Here is a 23044-nt window from a genome sequence, read left to right as displayed (position 1 = left end):
AAAGAATATACATTATAAAGAATGGAATTAAAATGGAAAATAAAGCCGTTTGAAGCATTAACGGTTCATGAGTTATATGATTTGCTCAAAGTTAGAAGCGAAATCTTTGTACTTGAGCAAAATTGTGTTTATTTAGACCTTGACGGAAAGGATAAGAAAGCGTTACACCTAATTGGCGAATACGACAATAAAATCGTTGCCTATGCCCGTTTATTTAATGCCGGAATCAGTTTTGATAATGCTTCGATTGGCAGGGTTGTAGTTGATGCCAATTATCGTGACAAAAAGTGGGGACATGATTTAATGCGTGAAGCCATTGCAGGAATAAAAACAAATTTTGATAAAGATAAAATTACCATTGGCGCGCAATTATATTTAAAGAAATTCTACGAAAGCCATGGATTCGTCCAAACCAGTGAAACGTATTTGGAAGATGATATTCCGCATATTGAGATGATAAGAGAATAATTAAATTTTTTTAAATTTTTTTAATTGTTCCTTCAATTTCTTATTTTCTTTTTTCAGGAGCTCAATATGCTCCATTACAAAATCAGGGATGTTAAAATAAACCATGTTTATTTCATCCCTTTTTTCTTTATTTTGTTCGTCCGGTTCAAATATAATTTCTTTATTAACGCCTAATTCTTTAGCGATTTTTTTCCATTCTGCTTCTGTGATACTTGTTCGTCCGCTTTCTCTCCGACTGTAATTAGATTGAGACATGCCAATTAAGTCAGCCAATTCTTCCTGTGAAAATCCCTTCGATAACCTTGCTTGTATAAGTTTTGTCTTGCTCATATTTGACTTTCTTTTCTGACAATATTAGATGAATTATATTTAGAAAACAAAACTCCATACTGAATATTTTTTTAAGTTTAAACTAATCACGTTTATTTTTTGTAAGATATTGTTTTATTTGATAAATAATTATGCAAATAAATTCGCATAATTTCGCATAGGTATTAGTTAGGCTAAATTATAGTTTTGACAATGGGTTTATACATTACTTACATGTAACTTTTAGGTCGACATATTTGTTAGTGTTTAATAATGTGAAACAAAATTAATTAATAACATAAAAGATTTTTATTATGAAATTAAGCTTAGAAGAATTAAAAGAAAAAATTATTAGCGAATTAGTAGAACTGAAAAAAGAAGAATTATCCAAAATTTCTGGAGGTAGAGGATGCTCAGGAAAGAGAATTGGATGTGGACCGGGTTACTGTGTTGGTGATTGCCCTGCAAATTGCCTGAACCATTGTATGGCTCAATCTCAATAAGCATTAAGTAATAAAAGCTGTTTAAAATATATTTAAACAGCTTCAAATATAAATTAGAAAGATGAAAAAGAAATGTACACTAGAAGATGCTTTAGATTACCAAAATGAAGATGTCATTTTTAGATTTGTAAAAGTTTTTAATGTTTCAGAAGAGCAATCGATTTTACTTTTTGAAGAAACAAAAAAATGGCTTTGGCTGTGTTATAAAGCTGTATGTTCAGAGGTAAAAACACCTGTTTTTATTGATGATTCAATTTTGATTATTGATGAAATGTGGCATAATTTTATTTTGTTTACAAAAGATTACGAAAGATATTGCTTAGATAAATTTGGCTTTTTTATTCATCATCTTCCAACTACAAAAAAGGAATCTGAAGAATGGAAAATAGACATTGAAAAAAATGTCAAATCATATTTGAATAGTATAGAGAATCAATATTCTATTATTTTCGATTTGCTTGGTAAAGAAACGCTCTTATTATGGTATAAAGATTTTGCAGTACAGTATTCAGGTGAGAAAATTAAAGAACTTATTAGATGAAAAATTATATACTTATACTGACCTTATTTTTTCTACTCACTACAAATGCTCAGTCAACGATAGAAAATAATGACTATTTTATGATTGAAAGATTTCCTTTTGAAAAATACAGTAAAATGAAAAAAATCCAAAAGCATCTTGAAAATGTAAACATCTATGATATAACCTACAGTTCTTTCGACAAAACAAAAGTTAAAGGTTTTTTATTATTACCAAATGAAAATCAAAAAAAGTATCCTGTAATCATCTTTAATCGTGGTGGAAATGGCAGTTATGGAATGGTAAATGATCAATACATTGTAACTTTTTTGTCTAAAATAGCCAGTAAAGGATTTATTGTAATTGCGTCTCAGCTAAGAGGATCAGAAGGAAGCGAAGGTGTTGATGAATTTGGAGGTAAAGATATTGATGATGTAATGTCACTATTTGCTATCATTAACAAGATTGAAATAGCAGATACTTCTAAAATTGCGCAAATAGGCTGGAGTAGAGGAGGTATTACTAATTTTCAATTATTAAAAAAAACTAACAAAATAAGAACCACTATTAATATCGCCGGACCAAGTGATATTTTGAAAACAAAGAGAAAAGAAATGTTTGTTGTTTATCAAAATAGAGTCAAAAATTATTCATTAGATTCTGTGTATTATTCCAATAAAATATCTCCTATATTTCAGATAGATTCAATTTTAAATAAAAAAGAAAGCTTTCTGTTTATTCATGGAGATCAAGATGAGAAAGTGCCGGTTTCTGATAGTAGAGAACTTTATGTAAAGACTAAGGAATATGGTTATAAGTCAAAGTTTATACTCTTTGAAAATTCAGAACATAGTTTATTCAACCAATTTGAAAAGTTGATAAATGACATTATATTTTGGCTTAACACAGAATTTATTTAAAATGTCTTAGCAATATGGCAGTTTCAAATTGTTTTATATTCAGTTTGATTAGTTTAAAAATTATATTTTAAATATATAAGACATATTCGATTAGTCGTAATCTGTTAGTTTAATGTCTTTTAGTGTTAAACTACTAAAATGTTTTAAGGTAATTTCGCATTTTATTTTTGTAACTAATTAGTTAACAATGATTTGTAAATCATTCTAAATAACATAATTATTTCAAAATGCAATTGAAATACTTTAAAATGGATATTAACAACAGCATTGTATTTATTAGCGATCTTACTCACTATCAGTTAAAAATGATTCAGCCACATCTATTAAACCGCTGGCCAGGATTTAATATTTTCGTTTTTCGTGTAATTCCAAAATATAGATTTGTGTTCAATTACGACAATAATCTGCATCCGGCATTTTTTCCATGCATTAAAGATCCTGTCTATAAACCTGATATTAAAAAAAAATATGGGATGGTTTTGCATATCACCAATGAAAGTATAAAAGTTAAAAGATACAATGCGATAGCCATACTTAAAAATGCTAATACAATTTCATATTTAGGTCATTTGTGGTATTCGTCTATTATTAATTATAATATTTTATTAAATGAATATCTGGATGTTCATGCGGCGAATGAAAGATTAGTAATTGTACCCGAAATTTTTACTGATCAGGGAATTGAATATGCTCTTTATAATTCTGTTACCACCAAAGATCCGAAATTTTCTAAGTTACAGAATGCAGGAATGGCAAAACGTTTTTTTGATTTTAATTATAATTTCAATTCACTTCATTTTTTTAATATATGTTTACGCAAAACAAGAGTAACAAAAAAAGATTATAGTGTAAGTAAATATTCACTGCAACTTTTATATGAATTACGCGAAAGACGACCAATGACTGCTGGTAAAGCTATCCTTATGATGCAGGACTGGAAAGGAAGCGGAACTTATCTGCCTTCTATCTTTGGGATTGGTAATCCAGATTCAGTTGATTCAATTATATGCGGACTTTTAGATTCAGGCTTATTGAAAAAAAATAAAAATGAACGTTTAATTGTTAGTAAAACAGGCAATTCATTTTTAGACATGCTGGATCCCGGATGCAGAGATATTGATTTGCCCGGAAAATTACAAGTGTGGCAGGAAAATTGGCCTCATTCACAACAAGAAATAGAAATCTATATAACCAATTATTTCAATAACCAAAAAACCTTTATGCAAGATATTATTGATTAAAAGGTTTTCAATTTTTGAGGTTAAATTAGTTTAATTAACGATTTTCTACATTTTTAAAATCGTTTTATACTCGGTTTGATTATTTAAAACGCTTACGGCTTTTTTAATTTCTGAATTGTTTTTAATGTAATATTGGTACAAACCTTCCTGATATTGATATCTCTTTATCAATTCTTCCTGAATCAGGATTCTAATTTCCTTTTGATTTTTATCTAACAAAGTAGTTTCACTTTTTTCCAAAGCAGCTAATAATTGTTGGTATTCCGGAGCAATGGTTTCGTCTATTTTTTCATTTTTGGCTGCAGCCAAAGTGTTTTTCAACGCCACCTCAGTTTCTGTATCAAAACTTATTTTATTTGCTTTCAGGTATTGTTTGAAACTCATGTAATCAGTATCAGAAACCGTTGGGATTTTATCACCTAAATTCTGATTCTTATAATAATATGTCGTAGCATAATCAAAGATTCCGTCGTTTTTCAATAAAGCAGTTGTAATTGGGCTCATTTTAGCTTCGTCTAATTCAATGTCCGGTAAAACACCTCCGCCATCATAAACCGTTCTTCCTTTTCGGGTTTTAAAAGCAGTGAAGTTTTTAGCATCTGTTTTTTGAGCAACACCATTTTTATCTTTATGAGCATAATCCAGCGCTTGAATACAACGACCAGAAGGAGTGTAATATCGGGAAATAGTAACTTTTAACTGCGTTCCATAAGTCAGGTCAACAGAACGTTGTACAAGACCTTTACCAAAACTGCGGCTTCCTAAAATCACCGCACGATCTAAATCCTGTAGAGCTCCCGAAACAATTTCAGATGCTGATGCACTTCTTCCGTTTACCAAAATTGCTAACGGAATTTCAGTATCAATAGGTTCTTTCGTAGTTTTATAAGTACTGTTGTGTTTCTCGATTCTTGATTTTGTAGTAACAATAACTTCATTTTTTGGAACAAATAAATTACAGATATCAATTGCTTCACTTAATAAACCACCTGGATTTCCTCTTAAATCAAGCACAATTTGTTTAGCTCCATCGGCTTTTAGTTTTTCAAGAGCGTCTTTTACTTCATTTGATGCTTTTCGGCTAAAATGTGCCAAAACAATATAACCCGTTTTGTCGTCAATTTTACCAAAGAAAGGAACTGATTTAATATCAACTTCATCCAAAATCAATTCGGTTGTAAACGTTTTTCCCTGACGAACATATTTGATCTGAATTTTAGTGTTTTTTGTTCCTTTTAATAATTGCGAAGCATCATCTTTAAAATCAGCAATCAAAACATCGCCAATCTGAATAATTTCGTCACCGGCTTTTAGTCCGGCTTTATCAGCAGGATAATTTTTATAAGGTTCGCGAACAATTAAACGGTCTTTTTTTCTTGATATCAAAGCGCCAATTCCGGTATATTCACCAGTATTATTGATCTTGAAATTTACAACATCCTGCTCATTAAAGTAAACCGTATAAGGATCTAAACTCCCCAACATGCTTTTAATGGCTTTGTCCATCAAATCGCCGGGATTGGTTTCATCCACATAATTAGTATTTACAGCTTTGAACAGCGTTGTGAAGATTTCGATTTGTTTCGCAATTTCAAAAAAGTCGTCTTTGAAACTGGCTCCAATAAATAAAAATACTGCCGCAACAGTTGGTATGATGAATTTCTTTTTGAAATAAGGATACATGATTATATTTTTTTTCTTTTAAATCTTTTTCTAATAAAATAGGCGAATACGCAAAATAGTATAATAAATGGCCAAAGACTAATGATTGATATTAAAAATTCTGAAAGGCTAAAAAATCCGGATTGAATCGCAGTCCAGACTTTAGATCCGTAGGAAGTTTTAACGCCTTCTTTTTGGGCAATGGTTTTGTAAAATTCAATTGTAACAGTACTTTCAGAAACACGGTTTTCTAAATATTTCAGTTGCCCTTCTTTAGCTTCAATTTCTTCACGAATGGTCGAAATTTGTTTTTCTATTTCCAGAATCTCACTAATTTTTGTGGCTTTTTGTAATATTTCTAAGTAACGCTCTTCAAGTTTTCGTTTTGTTTTCAATCTCGAATCAAGATCAATATATTGTTCAGTAACGTTTTGCGAAGAAATATCTTTTTGATCAAAATAGTAAACACCTTTGGATATTGATTCTAAAAAAGTATTAAAGTTTTCAACAGGAACTCGAACCGTTATAGTTCTACTAATATTATTATAGTTTTTTTGCTGAGAATCACTTTGAATATTTGCCTTATTTGTTTTAGTTGCAATCTGAATTTGATTATAAGTACCTTGTAGATCACTGATTTCAAATTTAAGATAAGCTTGTTTGATTATTTTTTGAGGAATAATGGCACTTTCATCATCATTTGGTTGATTGGGCGATGAGACTCTTACCGCTGCAATCGACATATTAGAAACAGCAGCATTTTCAGCTTCTTTTCCGCAACTTGAAAAAGTAAATACAGCAAATAATAAAAAGAAAAAATTTCGCATAAAATTTCAAATTAGAGCTAAAACTACAATTTTTTTATAATTCTGGATCTAATTTGATTCATAAAGTTGTAATTGAAGGATTACAAACTGATTTTATCGTCAGAATCCGGAGTTTTGTTTACCTGAAGAAGGAATTTCTCAAACAACTGAATCGTTTTAGTATTGATTTCTTCGTAAGATAATCTGTCTTTCGTCTGATAAAAAAACATAATAGAATACGGTTGTTCGATATTATCCAGCAGTAAATGTTTGTTTAAACGGTACGTTTCTCTCAGAACACGTTTAAAATAATTGCGATCGACGGCTTTTTTAAAATATTTCTTAGAGACCGAAACGCCCATTTTGATTTTTTCTTCTGCATCACCTTCCGCTTGACGGTAAACCAAACGCAACGGATATTTAGAAACCGATTTCCCATCAGAAAAAAGTAAATCAATTGTCGTTTTGCTCTTTAAGCGTTCATTTTTGGGTAAGTAAAGTTCATTTAATTCAGAAAAAATTTGCAATTTTTATTGCAAAGGTACAATAGCTCTTTTTATATGAAGTGATTTAATACAAATTCTTTAAACCAATTTGGAAAATCTTCCTCGTTTATATGAAGTTTTAATGATTTAGCATTATTTATTTCAGCTATTAAAATGATTTTCTCTCCAGAATTATCAAATAGATACGCCTTATTTGAAATTTCTATTGCCGGAAATAAATTATTTAGAGTTCGTGTATATCGGTTTTTTATAATTTCACTATCAACAGCGTGCCCACCTTTTTGAACTCGGTTTTCAACACGGGAAATATTTACTTCAGGATCATCTATGCATACAAAATAAAGGTATGAAGTATATCCTAAAGAATTTGCTTCGGTAATATCTTCTAATTTTGAAACGTGGCTCATGACAGTTTCAAAGCAAAAGCTTTTATTTTCTTTAAGTAATTTTTCTCTCAAAAAAGAGGATATTAGTGAGCCTTCGTAGCTATTGGGGTTTTTTGAGATAGAGATTATAAAGTTTTCCTTTATCTCAATAGAAATTTGAAATCCCTTTTCGTTCGCAGTTTTTATTAAAGTGTTTGTGTTTTCTTTTTTGTAGAAATTTATTAATTCTTCCTGTGATGATTTTATGTCATAGGAATCTAAATCTATTAAGCCTTTAGTTCTTAATATTTTTTCTAAATAATCTGCATTTATAAAATGTCCGGTATTATAGTTTTTAGAAAATTCTTCAAAAAGAGTGCTTTTTCCAGATCCGTTTGGTCCTGCAAATATTCTCAGTCTTTTTTTTATCTCCTGCATAAAACCATTCCTTTTTTCAAACCTATTTCAGTAGTATGTTTTCCCTGAAGATCTCGAAGTATTTTAATTTCTCCGTTTGGAAGTTTTTCAATTATTTTTTTTCCTGAGATTGATTTTATAGTTAGCCCTAAAGCTTTAGATTCTCTAATGGCATAACTTGAACTTCTTGAAGCAGATTTTATAAGAATATCTGTTTCATTAGGATTAAGTTTTTCTTTATGTTGCTTTATAACAAAGCGGGCGATCTTGCTTTTCATGACGTACTTAAAAGAAGTTTAATTTCAAATTTACGATTTTTTATCTGATTTTGAACAATCAAATATCCTGTGCGAACGTCATTTAATTCAGAAAAAATTTGCAATTTTATAGTACAAAGGTACAATTAAACAATAAAACGGTTATTGTTTTCAATTTTTATAAGGCTAAAAATTTATTTATTACTTTTGGGCATTAATTTTTTAAAGCATGCAAAAAATAATTTCATATCCAATATCTGCTATATACTACATAATATTTAGTTTGTGTTTACTTGTATTTCATCCAATACAGTGGATTTGCCTAAATGTTTTTGGTTATCAGGCTCATAAAAAAAGTGTAGATTATTTAAATTTTTTCCTTTTAAGATGTACAAATCTCGTGGGAACAACGTATAAGATTGAAAACCGAGAAACAATTCCAACAGGAGTTCCTATTATTTTTGTTTCAAATCACCAAAGCATGTACGATATCATAGCAATGATTTGGTACTTTAGACGTTTTCATTGTAAATTTGTAAGCAAGAAAGAGTTAGGAAGCGGAGTTCCAAGCGTGTCATTTAATTTACGTCACGGAGGATCAGTGCTAATTGACCGTAAAGACCCTAAACAAGCCATTCCAGCAATCAAAGGCTTGTCAGAATATATAGAGAAATACAAAAGATCTGCTGTTATTTTTCCGGAAGGGACAAGAAGTAAAACAGGAAAACCGAAAGAATTCGCTCAAAATGGTTTGAAGATTCTGTGTAAATATGCGCCTTCAGCGTATATAGTACCAGTAAGTATCAACAATTCATGGAAAATGGTGCGATATGGTTTTTTCCCTGTTGGTTTAGGAAATCGCCTTACCTTTACCGTTCATAAAGCTATTGCAGTAAAAGACTATAACTTTGCCGATTTAATGGAAATGACAGAGAAGGCAGTTGTAGAAGGAGTAAACGAGTATAAATAGATTTATGATTTTAGAAATTATTCTAAGCATAAATCCCAAATCTAAAATAAGTAATGTCTATAAAAAACATTAGATTAGAAGTAATGCAGTTTTTGGAAAAAAACGTGGATAGCTTCGTTGAACAGTATTTAATTCCTGTGGAAAAAATTTGGCAGCCGTCAGACTTTTTGCCTAATTCTGAAGGAGAAAATTTCTTTGAGGAGGTAAAAGAGTTACGTGAAATAGCCAAAGAATTGCCATATGATTTCTGGGTAACGCTTGTAGGTGATACAATTACCGAAGAAGCTTTGCCAACATACGAATCGTGGTTAATGGACGTAGAAGGAATTAATCAAATAGAAAACGGTGGAAACGGTTGGTCAAAATGGATCAGACAATGGACTGGAGAAGAAAACCGTCACGGTGATCTTTTAAACAAATACTTGTATTTGTCCGGTCGTGTGAACATGCGTGAAATCGAAATGACAACACAACATTTAATCAACGACGGTTTTGATATTGGAACTGGATCTGACCCATACAAAAACTTTGTATATACTAGTTTCCAGGAATTAGCAACTTATGTTTCACACAATAGAGTAGCTCAAATGGCGAAGAAATTTGGTGATAACAAGTTGTCTAAAATGTGTAAAATGATTGCTGGTGACGAAATGCGTCATCACCATGCATACAGCGAATTTGTTACCCGTATTTTTGCAGTAGATCCAAGCGAAATGATGTTAGCGTTTCAATACATGATGAAACAAAAAATCGTGATGCCGGCACACTTTTTAAGAGAATCTGGTCAAAAGATCAGTTCTGCTTTTGAACAATTTTCAGATTCTGCACAGCGTATTGGAGTTTATACAGCAAGCGATTATGTAGATATCATGCAGAAATTAATGGATAAGTGGGAAATTGATAAAATGTCCGGTTTAACAGATGAAGCAGAAAAAGCACGTGATTATTTAATGAAATTACCAGGTCGTATGGCAAGAATCTCAGAAAGATTGGTAATTCCGCAAGAATCACACATCTTTAAATGGGTTGAACCTGCCAGATTGTAAAAATTTTAGATTGCATTCCTGATAGCTATCGGGATAGATTTAAAATTGATTTTTGCAATTGATATTGATATTGAAAATGTTGATTGTTGAAGTTTAATAACTTTGACAATCAACATTTTTATTTAAAGGATTTTATAAAGTGTAAAGTATAAAAAGAATCTGTGTAAATCTGTTTAATCTGTTAAATCAGTGGGCAATTTACCAACAACAAAACACCAGCAATGAATAACACCGACCTACTAAACAAAACAATTGCTTTTGTAAAAGAAAAACTAAATGATGCCGAAGGTGGACACGATTGGTTTCACATCGAACGCGTATATAAAAATGCACAATTAATAGCAAAAGGAACAGAATGCGATTTGCTCGTTGTTCAATTAGGAGCTTTGCTTCATGATATTGCCGACAGTAAATTTCATAATGGAGACGAAACCATCGGACCAAAAACTGCGCGTTTGTTTTTAGAATCAGAATCAGTTTCAGAAGATATTATTCAACATGTCGTGAATATCATCGAAAACATCTCCTATAAAGGCGGAAATTTCGAAAAGAAATTCTCATCGATTGAATTAGATATCGTTCAGGATGCAGATCGTTTAGACGCAATAGGAGCAATAGGAGTTGCAAGAGCGTTTAATTATGGAGGATTTAAAAATCGTACCTTATATAATCCTGAAATTGCTCCAATAACTAATATGAGTAAAGAAGAATACAAAAAGAATAATGCGCCAACTATAAATCATTTCTACGAAAAGCTTTTACTTTTAAAAGATAAAATGAATACTCAAACCGGAAAACAAATCGCTGCCGAAAGACATCGTTTTATGGAAAATTTCCTGGCTCAGTTTTATGCAGAATGGGAAGGAGTGAAGTAGATTTTTAATATCAGTCTCAGTCTTCAGTCTCGATTTACTTTGCGACTGAAAACTGAAAACTGAGACTGCGACTAAAAACTTATAAACTATTAATAAACGCTAACAAATCGTCACGTTCTTCTTTTGAGAGTTTTTTGTATTTGTCTTTTGCAGTTTGAGCTTCTCCGCCGTGCCATAAAATAGCTTCTTCAACATTTCTGGCTCTTCCGTCGTGCATTAAACTTGTATGACCGTTCACTATTTTTATCAAACCAATTCCCCATAAAGGCTGAGTTCTCCATTCAGATCCGGTTGCTTTAAAATCAATTGCATTATCAGATAATTGTTCGCCCATATCGTGAAGTAACAAATCAGTATAAGGTCGAATAGTTTGATTGCGAAGAGAAGCAATAGCATGCGTAGTTCCTGTTTGAATTTTCGGAATATGACAACCCGTACAATTGATCGTTTCAAAAGTCTTTTTTCCTTTCAGAACATTTTGATCCGTATAATTTCTTCGTGCCGGAACTGCTAATGTTTGAGAATACAAAGCCATTCGGTTCAGGTTAATTTCTGAAATTTCAGGAGTTCCACCATTCGGAATCGTATTTAAATCGACTCCAAAAGGACCACTTTCGTTAGGGAACAAAGTTGAGGTAATCCCCATATCACCAGATAAAGCACTCGCCACTTGCTGACGAACATTCGGCTGATTTGATTTCCATCCAAAACGCCCTAATTGAGTTGTATTAGTTAAAAAATCATGAACATAATTTGGTCGGCCTGAAATACCATCTTTATTAGAATCATTTTCATCGACAAAACCTAAAATAGTACTTTCAGGAATCGCTTCTAATAAACCCAAACCAATAATCTGGTTCGCAACTCTGGGTGAAACCTGCACATTTGCTAAAGGTCCGTAACCTAAATTAGTAACTGCGTATGTTGGTTTTTGTAAAGTAATCACAGTTCCGTCAGCCAAAGTCTCCTGAATTTGCTGATAACTTACCGTAAATTGCCCTTCGGGAGTTTGCCCTAAAATTGCATTGTCTTGTAATTGTCCGCCATAAACAGGATCAGTAAATGCAAGACCATTCGCATCTTGTCCGTTAACCGAAAATCTTAAAAGCAATCCTTTTCCCAATTCTCCATTAAATAAAGGCGCTCTTCCTCGTCCGTCTTTAAAATGACAACTTGCACAGGAAACAGCATTAAAAAAAGGGCCCAAACCATCTCTTGCAGTAGTTGAAGACGGAGCAGAAACCCAACTTTGCCTGAAAAAAGAATTTCCTACCCCAAAATCTGTCTGTTCATCTAAAGTTAAACTGGTGATCGAAAAACCAAAAGCCTCTTCGCTAACATTAAAAACTGTAGCATCGCCGCCTGAAAATTGTTCGCGGTCTTCAGCAGTTAATGGAGTGTAATTATCATCGTTATTACTGCAGCTGTAAAAGTTAAGACTCAGAATAACAAGAAAATAAGTGGTAAAATTCTTCATGGTATTATGCTAAAAAAGTGCTCCCGTAAAGGAACACTTTTTGTTTATATTTTTTATATTTTGATTAACCGTTTACGATTATTCCAATTTTTGCAGCTCCAGCCAATAAATTAGCTCCAAAGTTAAGTAATTGTTGTACAGCTACTTTTACTTTTGCACCTTCAGCAGATTCAGTTCCTCCCGAAATCGCTAGATCAAACGGAGTCAAAATTGCAGCTGTTTTTGTAGTAGAAGCATTTAATGAAGTCTGAGTATCAGTATAAACAGTAACATCAGCTTGTTTTACTAAATCCTCTAAAGATGGTCCGTCAATAGAACCGTATTTTCCCTGATAAACATTAATCACACCTTGTAAATTCAAAGCAATATCTCTGTGTGTATTATCACTAAAACAAGAATGTTCATCTTCCTGATCCGCATTTTCCAGCGCCACTTCCATACGCTCAATAGGTAATTCGGCAGTAACAAGAGTAGTAATTCCTAAATAAATGTTTTTAAGAGCAACATCTTCTGACAAAGCTAAAAATTTAGTTCTGTACACACCGCTTGGTTTCCATTGGTCAACTAAATAAGTTAAATTATCAGTCAACAAATCAGCACATGCATTTAAATAAGCAGCTCTGCGAGTTTGATTTGCAGCAGTTCCGGTTGCACCAGTTACATAATCAGTAAATTTTCTTTGTCCGGGTAATTTTGCAGAAGGCGCAGTTAAATCCTGTCCCCACAATAAAAATTCAATTGCGTGATATCCCACACTAATATTTTTTTCGCCACCATCTTCGTTTAAGCCTTCAAGAACAGCTTTGTTGATTGCAGGATAATCTGTTAGATCATTGATAATTCCGGCATTTGCAGCTCCATCAACATAATCAATAAAGTTTTCATCTAATGGCCATGAATTCATAAGTCCTTCAGGACTATCTTCGTCACCATCAATTGGTCCATTTGCAAAACGGAAAGCTTCAGTAGTACCATAACTTTCTCTTGAAGTTTTCCAGGCAGTTTTTGCTGCAGTAAAATTAGCATCAGTAGGCGTAGTTGTAAAAGTTTTAATAGCAGTCTCTAAAAGAACCGCATCATCAAATGCTTTTTTGTAATTAGCATAAACAATATCAGCATAATTTGTAATAACTTGTTTTTTAGTTACAGTAGATGACCCAGAGTTATCATCGTTGTTGCTACAAGCAAAAAAAGTCAATCCTGCAAACACTGCAACACCAACTTTTAAATATAAGTTTTTCATATCTTGGTTTTATTTAGAATGATTAAATTTAGGCAAAAGTAATAAATTCTCATATGCAAGTAGATTTTATTTAGAATAAATATACATTAGTTTGATGCTCTTTTGTATTTTTGTCGAAATATCAATCAAAATGAAAAAAATAATTTTCCTTTTAGGTTTAATTATAACCATAATAGCTTGTTCATCAGGTGATAATAATGGAGATAATTCAAGCGGAAACAATTACGATCGCGCCGTTCTCTTAACTAATTGGGCAGATAATATCATTATCCCGAGTTACGAAAACTACCAAACCAAAGTAACTACACTTTCTACAGATGCTGCAACTTTTACAACGACACCAACAGCAGCTAATCTTCAAACATTAAGAACAAGCTGGTATGAAGCTTATAAAGCCTATCAATACGTTGGAATTTACGGTTTTGGAAAAGCATTGGACATTAATTTTAAAGAAATAGCCAATACATATCCAACAAGTGCAACTGGTATTGAAGAAAACATTACTTCAGGAACATACAATTTAATTTTGCAGGCACAATATTCAAAACAAGGTTTGCCGGCATTAGATTATTTACTAAATGGTTTAGGAGCTGATGATGCGACAATTGTAACTTTTTATACAACAAATGCAAAAGCGACAAATTATAAAAAGTATATAACAGATGTAACAGCGAGATTAAAATCAACAATCGATTTAGTAGTTACAGATTGGAAAACGGGCGGATATAGAAATGCTTATGTCGCAAACACAGGAACATCTGTAAGTGGCGCGGTAAACATTACAACCAATAACTTTGTTAAAAATCTTGAGAAAGATATCCGAACAATAAAATTAGGAATTCCCGCAGGATTGTTTTCTAACGGAGTAAAATATCCTGAAAAAACAGAAGCGATCTACAAAGCAAATGTTTCAAAAGAATTACTGAATATTTCACTTAAAGCATCACAGGATTTTTTTAACGGAAAACATTTTAACTCAGCCACAACAGGCGAAAGTTTAAAGACTTATTTAGATTTTGTAAATGCTGTTCGTGATGGTAAAAATTTAAGCGAATTAATTAATACACAATATGCTGCGGTGTTTACTTCAACCAATGATTTAAATGCAAGTCTGGCAAATCAAATAAACACAGACAACTCAAAAGTTACTGCAGCTTATGATGTCCTGCAGAAAAATGTTATTTATACAAAACTAGATATGATGCAAGCACTAAACATAACAATTGATTATGTAGATGGCGATGGCGATTAATAATGAAAAATAGCATTATAAAATATTTAGAAAACAATACTCATGCCGCAACGCTAGCTTTTTTTAGGCTGGCGTTTGGTTTTATGATGAGCCTCAGTTTGATTCGATTTATGAGTTATAATTGGGTAGATAAGTTCTATATCAAGCCGCTTTTCCATTTTACGTATTATGGTTTCGAATGGGTGAAGCCTTTAGGGACGTGGACTTACCTGCTTTTTGGGGTCGCAGGAATTGCTTCCATTGGTATTGCCATTGGTTATCGCTACAAAGTTGCATCAACATTATTCTTCCTGAGTTTTACTTATATTGAGTTGATGGATAAAACAACTTATCTCAATCATTATTACTTTATTTCGGTTATTAGTTTTGTCTTGATTTTTCTTCCGGCGAATGCTTATTTTTCCGTAGATGGGTATCGAAACCCGAAAATTGCCTTTCAGAAAATTCCACGTTGGACAACGGATATTTTAAAACTCCTTTTAGGAATCGTTTACTTTTATGCAGGTTTGGCAAAGATAAATTCTGACTGGCTTTTTAAAGCAATGCCTTTAAAAATCTGGTTGCCTACAAATCATAATCTTCCAATAATTGGAAGTTTCCTAAACGAAAACTGGATTCATTTTGCCTTTAGCTGGAGCGGAATGATTTACGATTTAAGCATTCCGTTTTTACTGCTTTACAAACGAACGAGAACATTTGCCTTTGTTATTGTAGTTGTTTTTCATGTATTGACCAAGATTTTATTTCCTATTGGCGTTTTTCCATATGTTATGATTGTGAGTTCATTGTTGTTTTTTGAAAGTGATTTCCATAAAAAATACCTCAATTATATCGCACAATTACTTCGTTTCAATTTGAATATATTCGAAAATGGAAAAGAAAAAATAACATCATTTACAGGATTCTATAAAGCCAAAATAGCAATTCTGGTTTGTTTTTTAGTTTTTCAACTCACATTTCCATTTCGTTATTTACTATATCCCGATGAATTATTCTGGACCGAAGAAGGTTTTCGTTTTTCGTGGCGCGTCATGTTAATGGAAAAAGCAGGTTATACCCAATTTACAGTAACCGACAGTAAAACCAAGAATCAGATAAAAATAAACAACGGACATTTTTTGACCGCGTTTCAGGAAAAACAAATGGCATTTCAACCTGATTTTATATTAGAATATGCCCATTTTTTACACGATTATTATCAAAAACAAGGCATTAACGATCCGGAAGTTAGAGTAGAAAGCTACGTCGCACTCAACGGCAGATTGAGCAAACTTTATATAGACCAACACATAAACCTCGCAAAAGAAAATGAATCATTCGCGCACAAAACATGGATTTTACCTTTTAACGATGAAATTAAAGGATTTTAGTTGTCTTTTATTTCTCCTGTTTTCATTCAACGCAATTGCTCAAACCCATATTTCAGGAGTTTTAGTGGGAGAATCCGGTGAGAAATTATCCTACGTTGAGGTATATAATACATCAAACGGAAGTAAAACTTCAACCAACAAAGACGGAGTTTTTGATGTTGTAGTTGCCAATTCAGGAACTTATACTTTTGTATTTTATAAAGATAGTTTCTCTGTTTTAGAACAGGAAATTGCAGCTCCGGCTTCAGATTTAGTGATTACTTTAAACAAGATTACAAACCTTTCTGAAGTTGTAGTTAAAAACGAAAGAGAGAAAATCTTTGCGCTTCATAAACTTAAAGACATTGAAGAAACTGCGATTTACGCGGGTAAAAAAACAGAAGTAATTCAGCTTGATAAATTAACAGCCAATAAAGCAACAAACAATGCGCGCCAGATTTACGGGCAAGTCGTGGGTTTAACCATTAACGAAAGTTCTGATGGAGGTTTGCAGTTGAGTATTGGCGGCCGCGGTTTAGATCCAAATAGAAGTGCCAATTTTAATACACGCCAAAACGGTTATGATATTAGTGCCGATGTTTTGGGTTATCCCGAAAGTTATTACGCAACTCCAACCGAATCTCTCGAAGAAATCCAGATCGTTCGTGGCGCAGCTTCTTTGCAATACGGAACTCAGTTTGGTGGTTTGGTCAATTTTAAAATCAAAAGTCCGAGTAAAAAACCAATCGAATTTTTAACCCGAAACACAATTGGTTCTTACGGATTGTTTACCAATTTCACCAGTTTAAGCGGTACAAAAGGAAAATTCAGTTATTATACTTTTTTCAATTATAAAAAAGGAGATGGTTTTCGTCCTAATTCGGATTTTGAAAGCAAGAACTATTTTGCAAACCTGAATTATCAGTTTACAGATAAAACCTCTGTTCATTTTGATTATACCCATTTTGATTATTTAGCGCAGCAAGCCGGCGGACTAACAGATCAAATGTTTGAACAAGATCCAACACAAAGCAACAGAACCCGAAATTGGTTTGCCGTAAACTGGAACTTATTTGCCTTAAGATTGAAACATCATTTTGACAATGATGCCGATTTCTCGTTGCAGTTATTCGGTTTAGATGCGAGCAGAAAAACAGTAGGATTTCGTCCAAATCGTGTTGATTTGCCAGATTCTGGCGGAGTTCGTGATTTAATTGTTGGGGATTTTGTCAATTGGGGAGCCGAAGCGCGTTACTTGAAAAAATACAATTTCAACGGAAACTCCAATGCTTTTTTAATTGGTGCCAAATATTATCAGGCACAAAATACAGGAATTCAAGGTCCCGGAAGTTCAGGAAGTGATGCCAATTTTAATTTGGCTACAGCCGAATTTCCACAAGCACCAAACCAATCTGATTATAAATATCCAAACCTGAATTTTTCGATTTTTGGAGAAAATATCTTCAAATTGTCTTCAAAATTCTCGATTACGCCCGGATTTCGATATGAAAACATAAAAACACAAGCAAATGGAACATATCGAAAAATTAATCTGGATGGTGCCGGAAACGTTATTTTAGACGAAACCGTTGCCGAAAGCAATATCAAAAAACGTGATTTCTTTTTGTTTGGAGTTGGATTAAGTTACAAACCACAAAATGGAATTGAATTCTACGGAAACATTTCGCAAAATTATCGTTCGGTTACTTATAGTGATCTTAGAACGGTTTATTCAAGTTATGCAATTTCAACAGATATTACAGATGAAAAAGGTTTCACTTCAGATATTGGAATTCGTGGTCAGATAAACGATAAAATCAGGTTTGATTCGAGTGTTTATGCGTTATATTACAATGATAAAATTGGAGATTATTGGACAGAAAGCCAAGGCCGACCAATTATTTTAAGAGATAATATAGGAACGGCAATTACATATGGTTTTGAAACCATGATTGATTGGAGTTTGAGTAAAACCTTCTTTGAACAGAATGCTAATTTAAGCTGGAATGTTTTCTCGAACGTTGCCATTACAGATTCTGATTATTTAAAATCTGAAGCGCCCGGAGTTAAAGGAAATAAAGTAGAATTTGTTCCGCTTTTCAATATCAAAACAGGAACAAGCGTAGGATATAAAAACTTCATGTCAAGTATTCAGCTTACATATGTTACATCGCAATTTACCGATGCAACCAATCAGAACGTAGCATCAAGCTCAATAAGTAATGGTATTTCAGGTAAAATCCCAACGTATTATGTAGCCGATTTTTCATCTTCATACAAATGGAAAAACTGGAAGCTAGAAGCTGGAATTACCAACTTTACAGATAATAAATACTTCACTAGAAGAGCCACAGGATATCCCGGTCCCGGAATTATCCCATCTGATCTAAGAATGTTTTACACAACTTTAGAGTTTATTTTTTAGGTGATGTTCAAGAATAAAACTTTGTCGATTAAAAAATGACGGGTTAAAATCCGTCTCTACAATATGTTTCGAGCCGATGGCTCTTTTAACAAGTTCTGTAGGAACGTTATATTTTGTAGCGACGGATTTTTAATCCGTCTGCATAAGGAATTGTGTCAAGGATTATCGTATAACTTTGCGGGCTTCGACTCCGCTCAGCCTGACAATCAAAACCTTTATAATACATGTGTTGAAATGACGGATTGTAATGGATTTTAATCCGTTGAAGACAAAGATTATTACAAACAGAATTAAATCCATTTGATGTCTACGGAATAAAATCCGTACCTATAATATATTGTGAAGAAATATCGTCACACAACTTTGCGGGCTTCTCCCGAAGCTTCGGGATCGCTCGGCCTGACAACTAAAATTTTTATAATGCATGCGTTTGAAATGGCGGATTAAAATCCGTCTCTACAATATCTTTCGAGCCTATGGCTCTTTTCAGCAAAAGTTCCAGAGGAACGTTTTATTTTGTAGCGACGGATTTTAATCCGTTGAAGACAAAGATTATTACAAACAGAATTAATCTATCTGATGTGTACGGAATAAAATCCGGACCTAATAATATATTTTGAAGAAATATCGTCACACAACTTTGCGGGCTTCTCCCGAAGCTTCGGGATCGCTCAGCCTGACAACCATAAGCTTTATTAAACTTTGCAGACTTATCCCGAATCCTCAAGATCGCTCAGCCTGACAATCGGGCGATAAAAAAATCTTGGTGAAACTCTGCGAAACCTTTGCGTAAGTCTTTGGCAGAAAAAAAACCAAATATAAAACCTCAGAACCTTTGCAACTTTGAACCTTAGTATCTTAAAACTAAGAACACCCACAATTTCCATCACCGCAATCCTTTTTCTTTTTAGATTTCCAAAAGAACTTTTTAATCAAAAAACCAACGGCGATAAATAATATAACGAAGGCAATAATTTCTTGTACCATAATCGTTTATTTTAAAAGTTGATACGCAAACAGTGCTACAAAATAAGCAAGGCCACTCATTAAAACCAGCTGCATTGCAGGCCATTTCCATGAATTGGTTTCTTTTTTGGTAATCGCGAGCGTACTTGCACATTGCATGGCAAAGGCGTAAAATAATAACAATGAAATTCCGGAAGCAAAATTGAAAATCTTCTGACCCGTTTCCGGATTTATTTCCTCCTGCATTTTACTTTTTATAGTTGCTTCATTATCGCTGCTTCCCACGCTGTAAATTGTAGCAAGAGTTCCCACGAAAACCTCACGCGCAGCAAACGAACTGATAATTGCGATCCCAATTTTCCAATCATAACCAAGTGGAGAAATTGCAGGTTCGATAGCTTTACCCATAATCCCGATATAGGAATTCTCTAATTTTTGAGAAGCCACTTCGTTTTCAAACGTTGCTTCGTCAAGCGGAGTATTTACGAATCTTTCTTTTACAATTTCTTCAGCTTCGTTAAAATTCTTTCCAGGTCCGTAAGAAGCTAAAAACCATAAAATAACAGATATCGCTAAGATTATTTTTCCTGCTCCAACAACAAATGCTTTTGTTTTTTCAACAACATTGATTGCAACATTTTTGAAAAGCGGTAATTTATAACTCGGCATTTCAACAACGAAATACGTTTTAGCGCTTATTTTTAATATCTTATTTAAGATATAAGCCGAAAGAATTGCAGTTCCAAATCCTAATAAATACAACAACATCAAAGCCAATCCCTGCATGTTTAGAAATCCAAAAAGGCGTTCATTTGGTATGACCAATGAAATAATGATAGTATAAACAGGCAATCTCGCAGAACAAGTTGTGAACGGAGTTACTAATATCGTAATAAGACGTTCTTTCCAGTTTTCAATATTTCGGGTCGCCATAATTGCCGGAATCGCACAAGCAGTTCCTGAAATTAAAGGCACGACACTTTTTCCGGAAAGACCAAACTTACGCATGATTTTATCCATCAAAAAGACAACACGACTCATATAACCGCTTTCTTCCAAAATAGAAATAAACAAAAACAAAAAGGCAATTTGCGGAATAAAAATAATAACACCGCCAATTCCGGGAACAATTCCCTGCGAAAGTAAATCGGTTAAAATACCGCTTGGTAATTCTTGCGCAACCCAACTGCTTAAAGAAGCAAAAGTGCTGTCAATGAAATCCATCGGGATAGTGGACCAACTAAAAATCGATTGGAAAATCACAAATAAAATGGCTAAGAAAATAACGTAACCCCAGAATTTGTGTGTTAATACACGATCAAGTTTAGCTCTGATATCTTTTGCCATCGTGGCATCAACTTTTAAACCTTCTTTCAAAACATCATTGATGAATTGATATCTTTTAATAGTTTCTTTTTGTTGTAAACGCTTTAATTCTGAATGTGATTTTGTAAAAGTACTTCGGATTTCATTTCGATCTAAATTCAAAAAGTTGACATCTTGCGTAATCACCAGCCATAATTTATACAAAAGCTGATTTGGAAAAGCGTGTTGTAACTTTTCAAAATATTCGGCATCAATAACCGAAGCATTTAAACAAGGTTGATGAGGAAGCGTTTTATAAGAAACAATCAATTCCTTTAATGCGTCAATTCCTAAACCTTTGCGCGAACTTACCAGAGCAATTTTAGTCTGAAGTTTTTCTTCCAGATACGGAATATCTAAAGTTATTCCTTTACTTTCCATACGATCCGACATATTAATGACTAAAATCGTTGGAATTTCAAGGTCTTTTATCTGAGTATAAATCAGTAAATTTCGTTTCAGATTTTCAACATCTGTAACAACTACAGCAACATCAGGATATAATTTGTCGTTTTTATTCAACAAAAGTTCAATCACAACGCTTTCGTCCATAGAACTTGCGTTCAAACTATACGTTCCGGGTAAATCCAGAATATTCGCTTTTATATTATGAGGAAGTTTACAAAACCCAATTTTTTTCTCAACGGTGATTCCGGGATAATTCCCAACTTGTTGATTTAGTCCTGTAAGCTGATTGAAAACTGAAGTTTTTCCCGTATTTGGATTCCCAATAAGGGCAACATTAATATTTTGAATGCTCATTGCAAATTGGTTTTGATAATTTCAACTTCAATTTCACGAGCAGTTTCAACACGAATGGCTACGTGCGAACCATTAATGTCTAAATATAACGGATCTCCAAAAGGAGCAATTTGAAGCAATTCGACTAAATTTCCCGGCAAACATCCCATCTCTAATAACTTTAAAGGAATCAAATTGATATCAAAATCTTTAATAATGGCTTTTTCGCCTTTTTTCAGAGTATGGATTGTATTTTGCAAAGCTTATTTAGATTGAATTTAGATTGCAAAAGTAGGCAATTATTCTTTATTCAAAGGCATTTAACACTTTTCTAAATGCTAAATGTTTCTAAAAATAAGGCATTCTATTCTTGGCATAAGAAATCGATGTCTTCTAAAAGTCGTTTGATTTCTTCTTTATTTGTTCCGTCATAAAAACCGCGAACACGTCGTTTCTGATCTACTAAAACAAAATTCTCAGTATGAACCATATCATACAATTGATCAGGCCGGCCTAATTTCACGGCGAGATACGATTTTCGCGCCATTGTATAAATCTCTTTTTTATCTCCTGTAATCAGATTCCACTTACTATCAACAACATGATGTTTTATGGCATAAGCTTTTAAAACCGGAATGCTGTCAACTTCAGGAAAAACGGTATGCGAAAGCAACATAACCTTCGGATTGTTTAAAATTGCTTTTTGAACTTCTTCAAGATTCGTTGACATTTTTGGACAAATAGAACCGCAAGTCGTAAAGAAAAAATCGGCTACATAAATTTTTCCTTCGTAGTTTTTTTGAGTAATCGTATCACCATTTTGATTTACAAACTTGAAATCTGCAATTGTATGGTATTTGCTTTTATATTGAATTGTACTGTCAACCAATTCAGGATTTACGTCAGCAGGATTGTAGATTGGCAATGTTTTTTGTGGCTTTAAAGCCGAATAAAATAAGGTTATGGTTACAGCTGAAAATACAATTAGAACAATAAAGAATTTTCGGTATTTGTACAGAAGAGATTTCATAAAAACAATTTGGCGCAAAAATACAAAAAGCACTTTTTAAAACGCTAATTAAGTATTGCTTTTAACAAGTTCAATATTTAGACATAGTAAACCCGACAGGTTTTTAAAACCTGTCGGGTTTCGCGAACGGACGAAGTAAGTCATATCAGAAAATTCCGAGTTGAATGTCGCCAATCTTTGTAGAATTCTTGTGTGATTTCTCTCTTTGATCGAAATGACAACCCTTTAGACTTAGTAAACCCGACAGGTTTTAAAAACATAAGTGTTCGGAAGAGTTAAATTGATTTACATATATTAGTATTAAAGTCTAATTGTATGGAAAAGAAAGTCA

The 23044-nt window shown here is 33.0% G+C and carries 22 protein-coding genes and 1 pseudogene; 11 read left to right on the top strand and 12 right to left on the bottom strand.

All coding sequences use genetic code 11. The annotated features are described in order from the left end of the window. Positions 1-21: 21 nt before the first annotated feature. On the top strand, positions 22-468 hold the full coding sequence (locus tag ACHZDT_RS01795) for a GNAT family N-acetyltransferase (protein WP_394772954.1): 447 nt from the start codon (positions 22-24) through the stop codon (positions 466-468). Here the strand turns inward: ACHZDT_RS01795 and ACHZDT_RS01790 are convergent, their stop codons facing one another. Beyond that, the gene (locus tag ACHZDT_RS01790) at positions 469-798 is read right to left on the bottom strand and encodes a helix-turn-helix domain-containing protein (RefSeq protein ID WP_394772953.1); all 330 of its coding nucleotides are present in this window, start codon (positions 796-798) and stop codon (positions 469-471) included. A gap of 293 nt (positions 799-1091) precedes the next feature. Between ACHZDT_RS01790 and ACHZDT_RS01785 the strand changes: the two genes are divergently transcribed. The 4 genes from ACHZDT_RS01785 to ACHZDT_RS01770 all read left to right on the top strand — a co-directional run bounded on the left by ACHZDT_RS01785 (position 1092) and on the right by ACHZDT_RS01770 (position 3961). Next, a complete protein-coding gene (locus ACHZDT_RS01785; RefSeq protein ID WP_394772952.1) occupies positions 1092-1280 on the top strand; it encodes a hypothetical protein in 189 nt (62 codons plus the stop codon). A gap of 61 nt (positions 1281-1341) precedes the next feature. After that, the gene (locus ACHZDT_RS01780) at positions 1342-1821 is read left to right on the top strand and encodes a glycine-rich domain-containing protein (RefSeq protein ID WP_394772951.1); all 480 of its coding nucleotides are present in this window, start codon (positions 1342-1344) and stop codon (positions 1819-1821) included. Continuing rightward, complete coding sequence (locus tag ACHZDT_RS01775; protein WP_394772950.1) at positions 1818-2720, top strand: alpha/beta hydrolase family protein; 903 nt, start codon at positions 1818-1820, stop codon at positions 2718-2720. The genes ACHZDT_RS01780 and ACHZDT_RS01775 overlap by 4 nt, the downstream gene beginning before the upstream one ends. A 248-nt stretch (positions 2721-2968) precedes the next feature. Beyond that, positions 2969-3961: a hypothetical protein gene (locus ACHZDT_RS01770; RefSeq protein ID WP_394772949.1), complete on the top strand. Its 993-nt coding sequence runs from the start codon at positions 2969-2971 to the stop codon at positions 3959-3961. A 45-nt stretch (positions 3962-4006) separates the two neighbouring features. Here the strand turns inward: ACHZDT_RS01770 and ACHZDT_RS01765 are convergent, their stop codons facing one another. The 5 genes and pseudogenes from ACHZDT_RS01765 to ACHZDT_RS01745 all read right to left on the bottom strand — a co-directional run bounded on the left by ACHZDT_RS01765 (position 4007) and on the right by ACHZDT_RS01745 (position 7995). After that, the gene (locus tag ACHZDT_RS01765) at positions 4007-5644 is read right to left on the bottom strand and encodes a S41 family peptidase (RefSeq protein WP_394772948.1); all 1638 of its coding nucleotides are present in this window, start codon (positions 5642-5644) and stop codon (positions 4007-4009) included. 2 nt (positions 5645-5646) lie between these two features. Then, positions 5647-6450: a DUF4349 domain-containing protein gene (locus tag ACHZDT_RS01760; protein WP_394772947.1), complete on the bottom strand. Its 804-nt coding sequence runs from the start codon at positions 6448-6450 to the stop codon at positions 5647-5649. An 80-nt stretch (positions 6451-6530) separates the two neighbouring features. Continuing rightward, positions 6531-6934 (bottom strand): annotated as a pseudogene (rnpA, locus tag ACHZDT_RS01755) (ribonuclease P protein component). A gap of 51 nt (positions 6935-6985) precedes the next feature. Continuing rightward, entirely contained in the window at positions 6986-7738 is a 753-nt protein-coding gene (locus tag ACHZDT_RS01750) for a hypothetical protein (RefSeq protein ID WP_394772946.1), read from the bottom strand. Beyond that, positions 7726-7995, bottom strand: coding sequence for a hypothetical protein (locus tag ACHZDT_RS01745; protein ID WP_394772945.1), 270 nt, complete (start codon positions 7993-7995; stop codon positions 7726-7728). The genes ACHZDT_RS01750 and ACHZDT_RS01745 overlap by 13 nt, the downstream gene beginning before the upstream one ends. A gap of 208 nt (positions 7996-8203) precedes the next feature. Between ACHZDT_RS01745 and ACHZDT_RS01740 the strand changes: the two genes are divergently transcribed. The 3 genes from ACHZDT_RS01740 to ACHZDT_RS01730 all read left to right on the top strand — a co-directional run bounded on the left by ACHZDT_RS01740 (position 8204) and on the right by ACHZDT_RS01730 (position 10865). Next, on the top strand, positions 8204-8944 hold the full coding sequence (locus tag ACHZDT_RS01740) for a lysophospholipid acyltransferase family protein (protein ID WP_394772944.1): 741 nt from the start codon (positions 8204-8206) through the stop codon (positions 8942-8944). Positions 8945-8997: 53 nt separating this feature from the next. Continuing rightward, positions 8998-9990, top strand: coding sequence for an acyl-ACP desaturase (locus tag ACHZDT_RS01735; RefSeq protein ID WP_394772943.1), 993 nt, complete (start codon positions 8998-9000; stop codon positions 9988-9990). A gap of 221 nt (positions 9991-10211) precedes the next feature. Further along, a complete protein-coding gene (locus ACHZDT_RS01730; RefSeq protein WP_394772942.1) occupies positions 10212-10865 on the top strand; it encodes an HD domain-containing protein in 654 nt (217 codons plus the stop codon). Positions 10866-10944: 79 nt separating this feature from the next. On the opposite strand, the gene ACHZDT_RS01725 is transcribed toward ACHZDT_RS01730, so the two are convergent. Then, positions 10945-12342 carry a di-heme oxidoredictase family protein gene (locus tag ACHZDT_RS01725; protein WP_394772941.1) on the bottom strand — a complete coding sequence of 466 codons (1398 nt, stop codon included), beginning with the start codon at positions 12340-12342 and terminating at the stop codon, positions 10945-10947. Positions 12343-12406: 64 nt separating this feature from the next. Beyond that, on the bottom strand, positions 12407-13585 hold the full coding sequence (locus ACHZDT_RS01720; protein ID WP_394772940.1) for an imelysin family protein: 1179 nt from the start codon (positions 13583-13585) through the stop codon (positions 12407-12409). 130 nt (positions 13586-13715) lie between these two features. Here ACHZDT_RS01720 and ACHZDT_RS01715 point away from each other — a divergent pair, with 130 nt between their 5' ends. Genes ACHZDT_RS01715 through ACHZDT_RS01705 form a run of 3 tightly spaced genes read left to right on the top strand, consistent with a single transcriptional unit; the run spans position 13716 to position 18611 of the window. Next, positions 13716-14837, top strand: a complete 1122-nt coding sequence (locus ACHZDT_RS01715) for an imelysin family protein (RefSeq protein WP_394772939.1) — start codon at positions 13716-13718, stop codon at positions 14835-14837. 2 nt (positions 14838-14839) lie between these two features. After that, positions 14840-16207, top strand: a complete 1368-nt coding sequence (locus ACHZDT_RS01710; RefSeq protein ID WP_394772938.1) for an HTTM domain-containing protein — start codon at positions 14840-14842, stop codon at positions 16205-16207. Beyond that, positions 16188-18611 carry a TonB-dependent receptor domain-containing protein gene (locus tag ACHZDT_RS01705; protein ID WP_394772937.1) on the top strand — a complete coding sequence of 808 codons (2424 nt, stop codon included), beginning with the start codon at positions 16188-16190 and terminating at the stop codon, positions 18609-18611. The genes ACHZDT_RS01710 and ACHZDT_RS01705 overlap by 20 nt, the downstream gene beginning before the upstream one ends. Before the next feature lie 864 nt (positions 18612-19475). On the opposite strand, the gene ACHZDT_RS01700 is transcribed toward ACHZDT_RS01705, so the two are convergent. The 4 genes from ACHZDT_RS01700 to ACHZDT_RS01685 all read right to left on the bottom strand — a co-directional run bounded on the left by ACHZDT_RS01700 (position 19476) and on the right by ACHZDT_RS01685 (position 22713). Further along, entirely contained in the window at positions 19476-19598 is a 123-nt protein-coding gene (locus tag ACHZDT_RS01700) for a FeoB-associated Cys-rich membrane protein (protein WP_394772936.1), read from the bottom strand. Positions 19599-19604: 6 nt separating this feature from the next. Further along, positions 19605-21704 carry a ferrous iron transport protein B gene (feoB, locus tag ACHZDT_RS01695; RefSeq protein ID WP_394772935.1) on the bottom strand — a complete coding sequence of 700 codons (2100 nt, stop codon included), beginning with the start codon at positions 21702-21704 and terminating at the stop codon, positions 19605-19607. Continuing rightward, complete coding sequence (locus ACHZDT_RS01690; protein WP_394772934.1) at positions 21701-21943, bottom strand: ferrous iron transport protein A; 243 nt, start codon at positions 21941-21943, stop codon at positions 21701-21703. The genes feoB and ACHZDT_RS01690 overlap by 4 nt, the downstream gene beginning before the upstream one ends. A 104-nt stretch (positions 21944-22047) precedes the next feature. Beyond that, positions 22048-22713, bottom strand: coding sequence for an SCO family protein (locus tag ACHZDT_RS01685; protein ID WP_394772933.1), 666 nt, complete (start codon positions 22711-22713; stop codon positions 22048-22050). Between the last annotated feature and the right edge of the window lie 331 nt (positions 22714-23044).

This window comes from Flavobacterium sp. (genome assembly GCF_043722275.1).
Classification (GTDB): Bacteria; Bacteroidota; Bacteroidia; order Flavobacteriales; family Flavobacteriaceae; genus Flavobacterium.
This window is presented reverse-complemented; position numbering and strand designations above follow the sequence as displayed.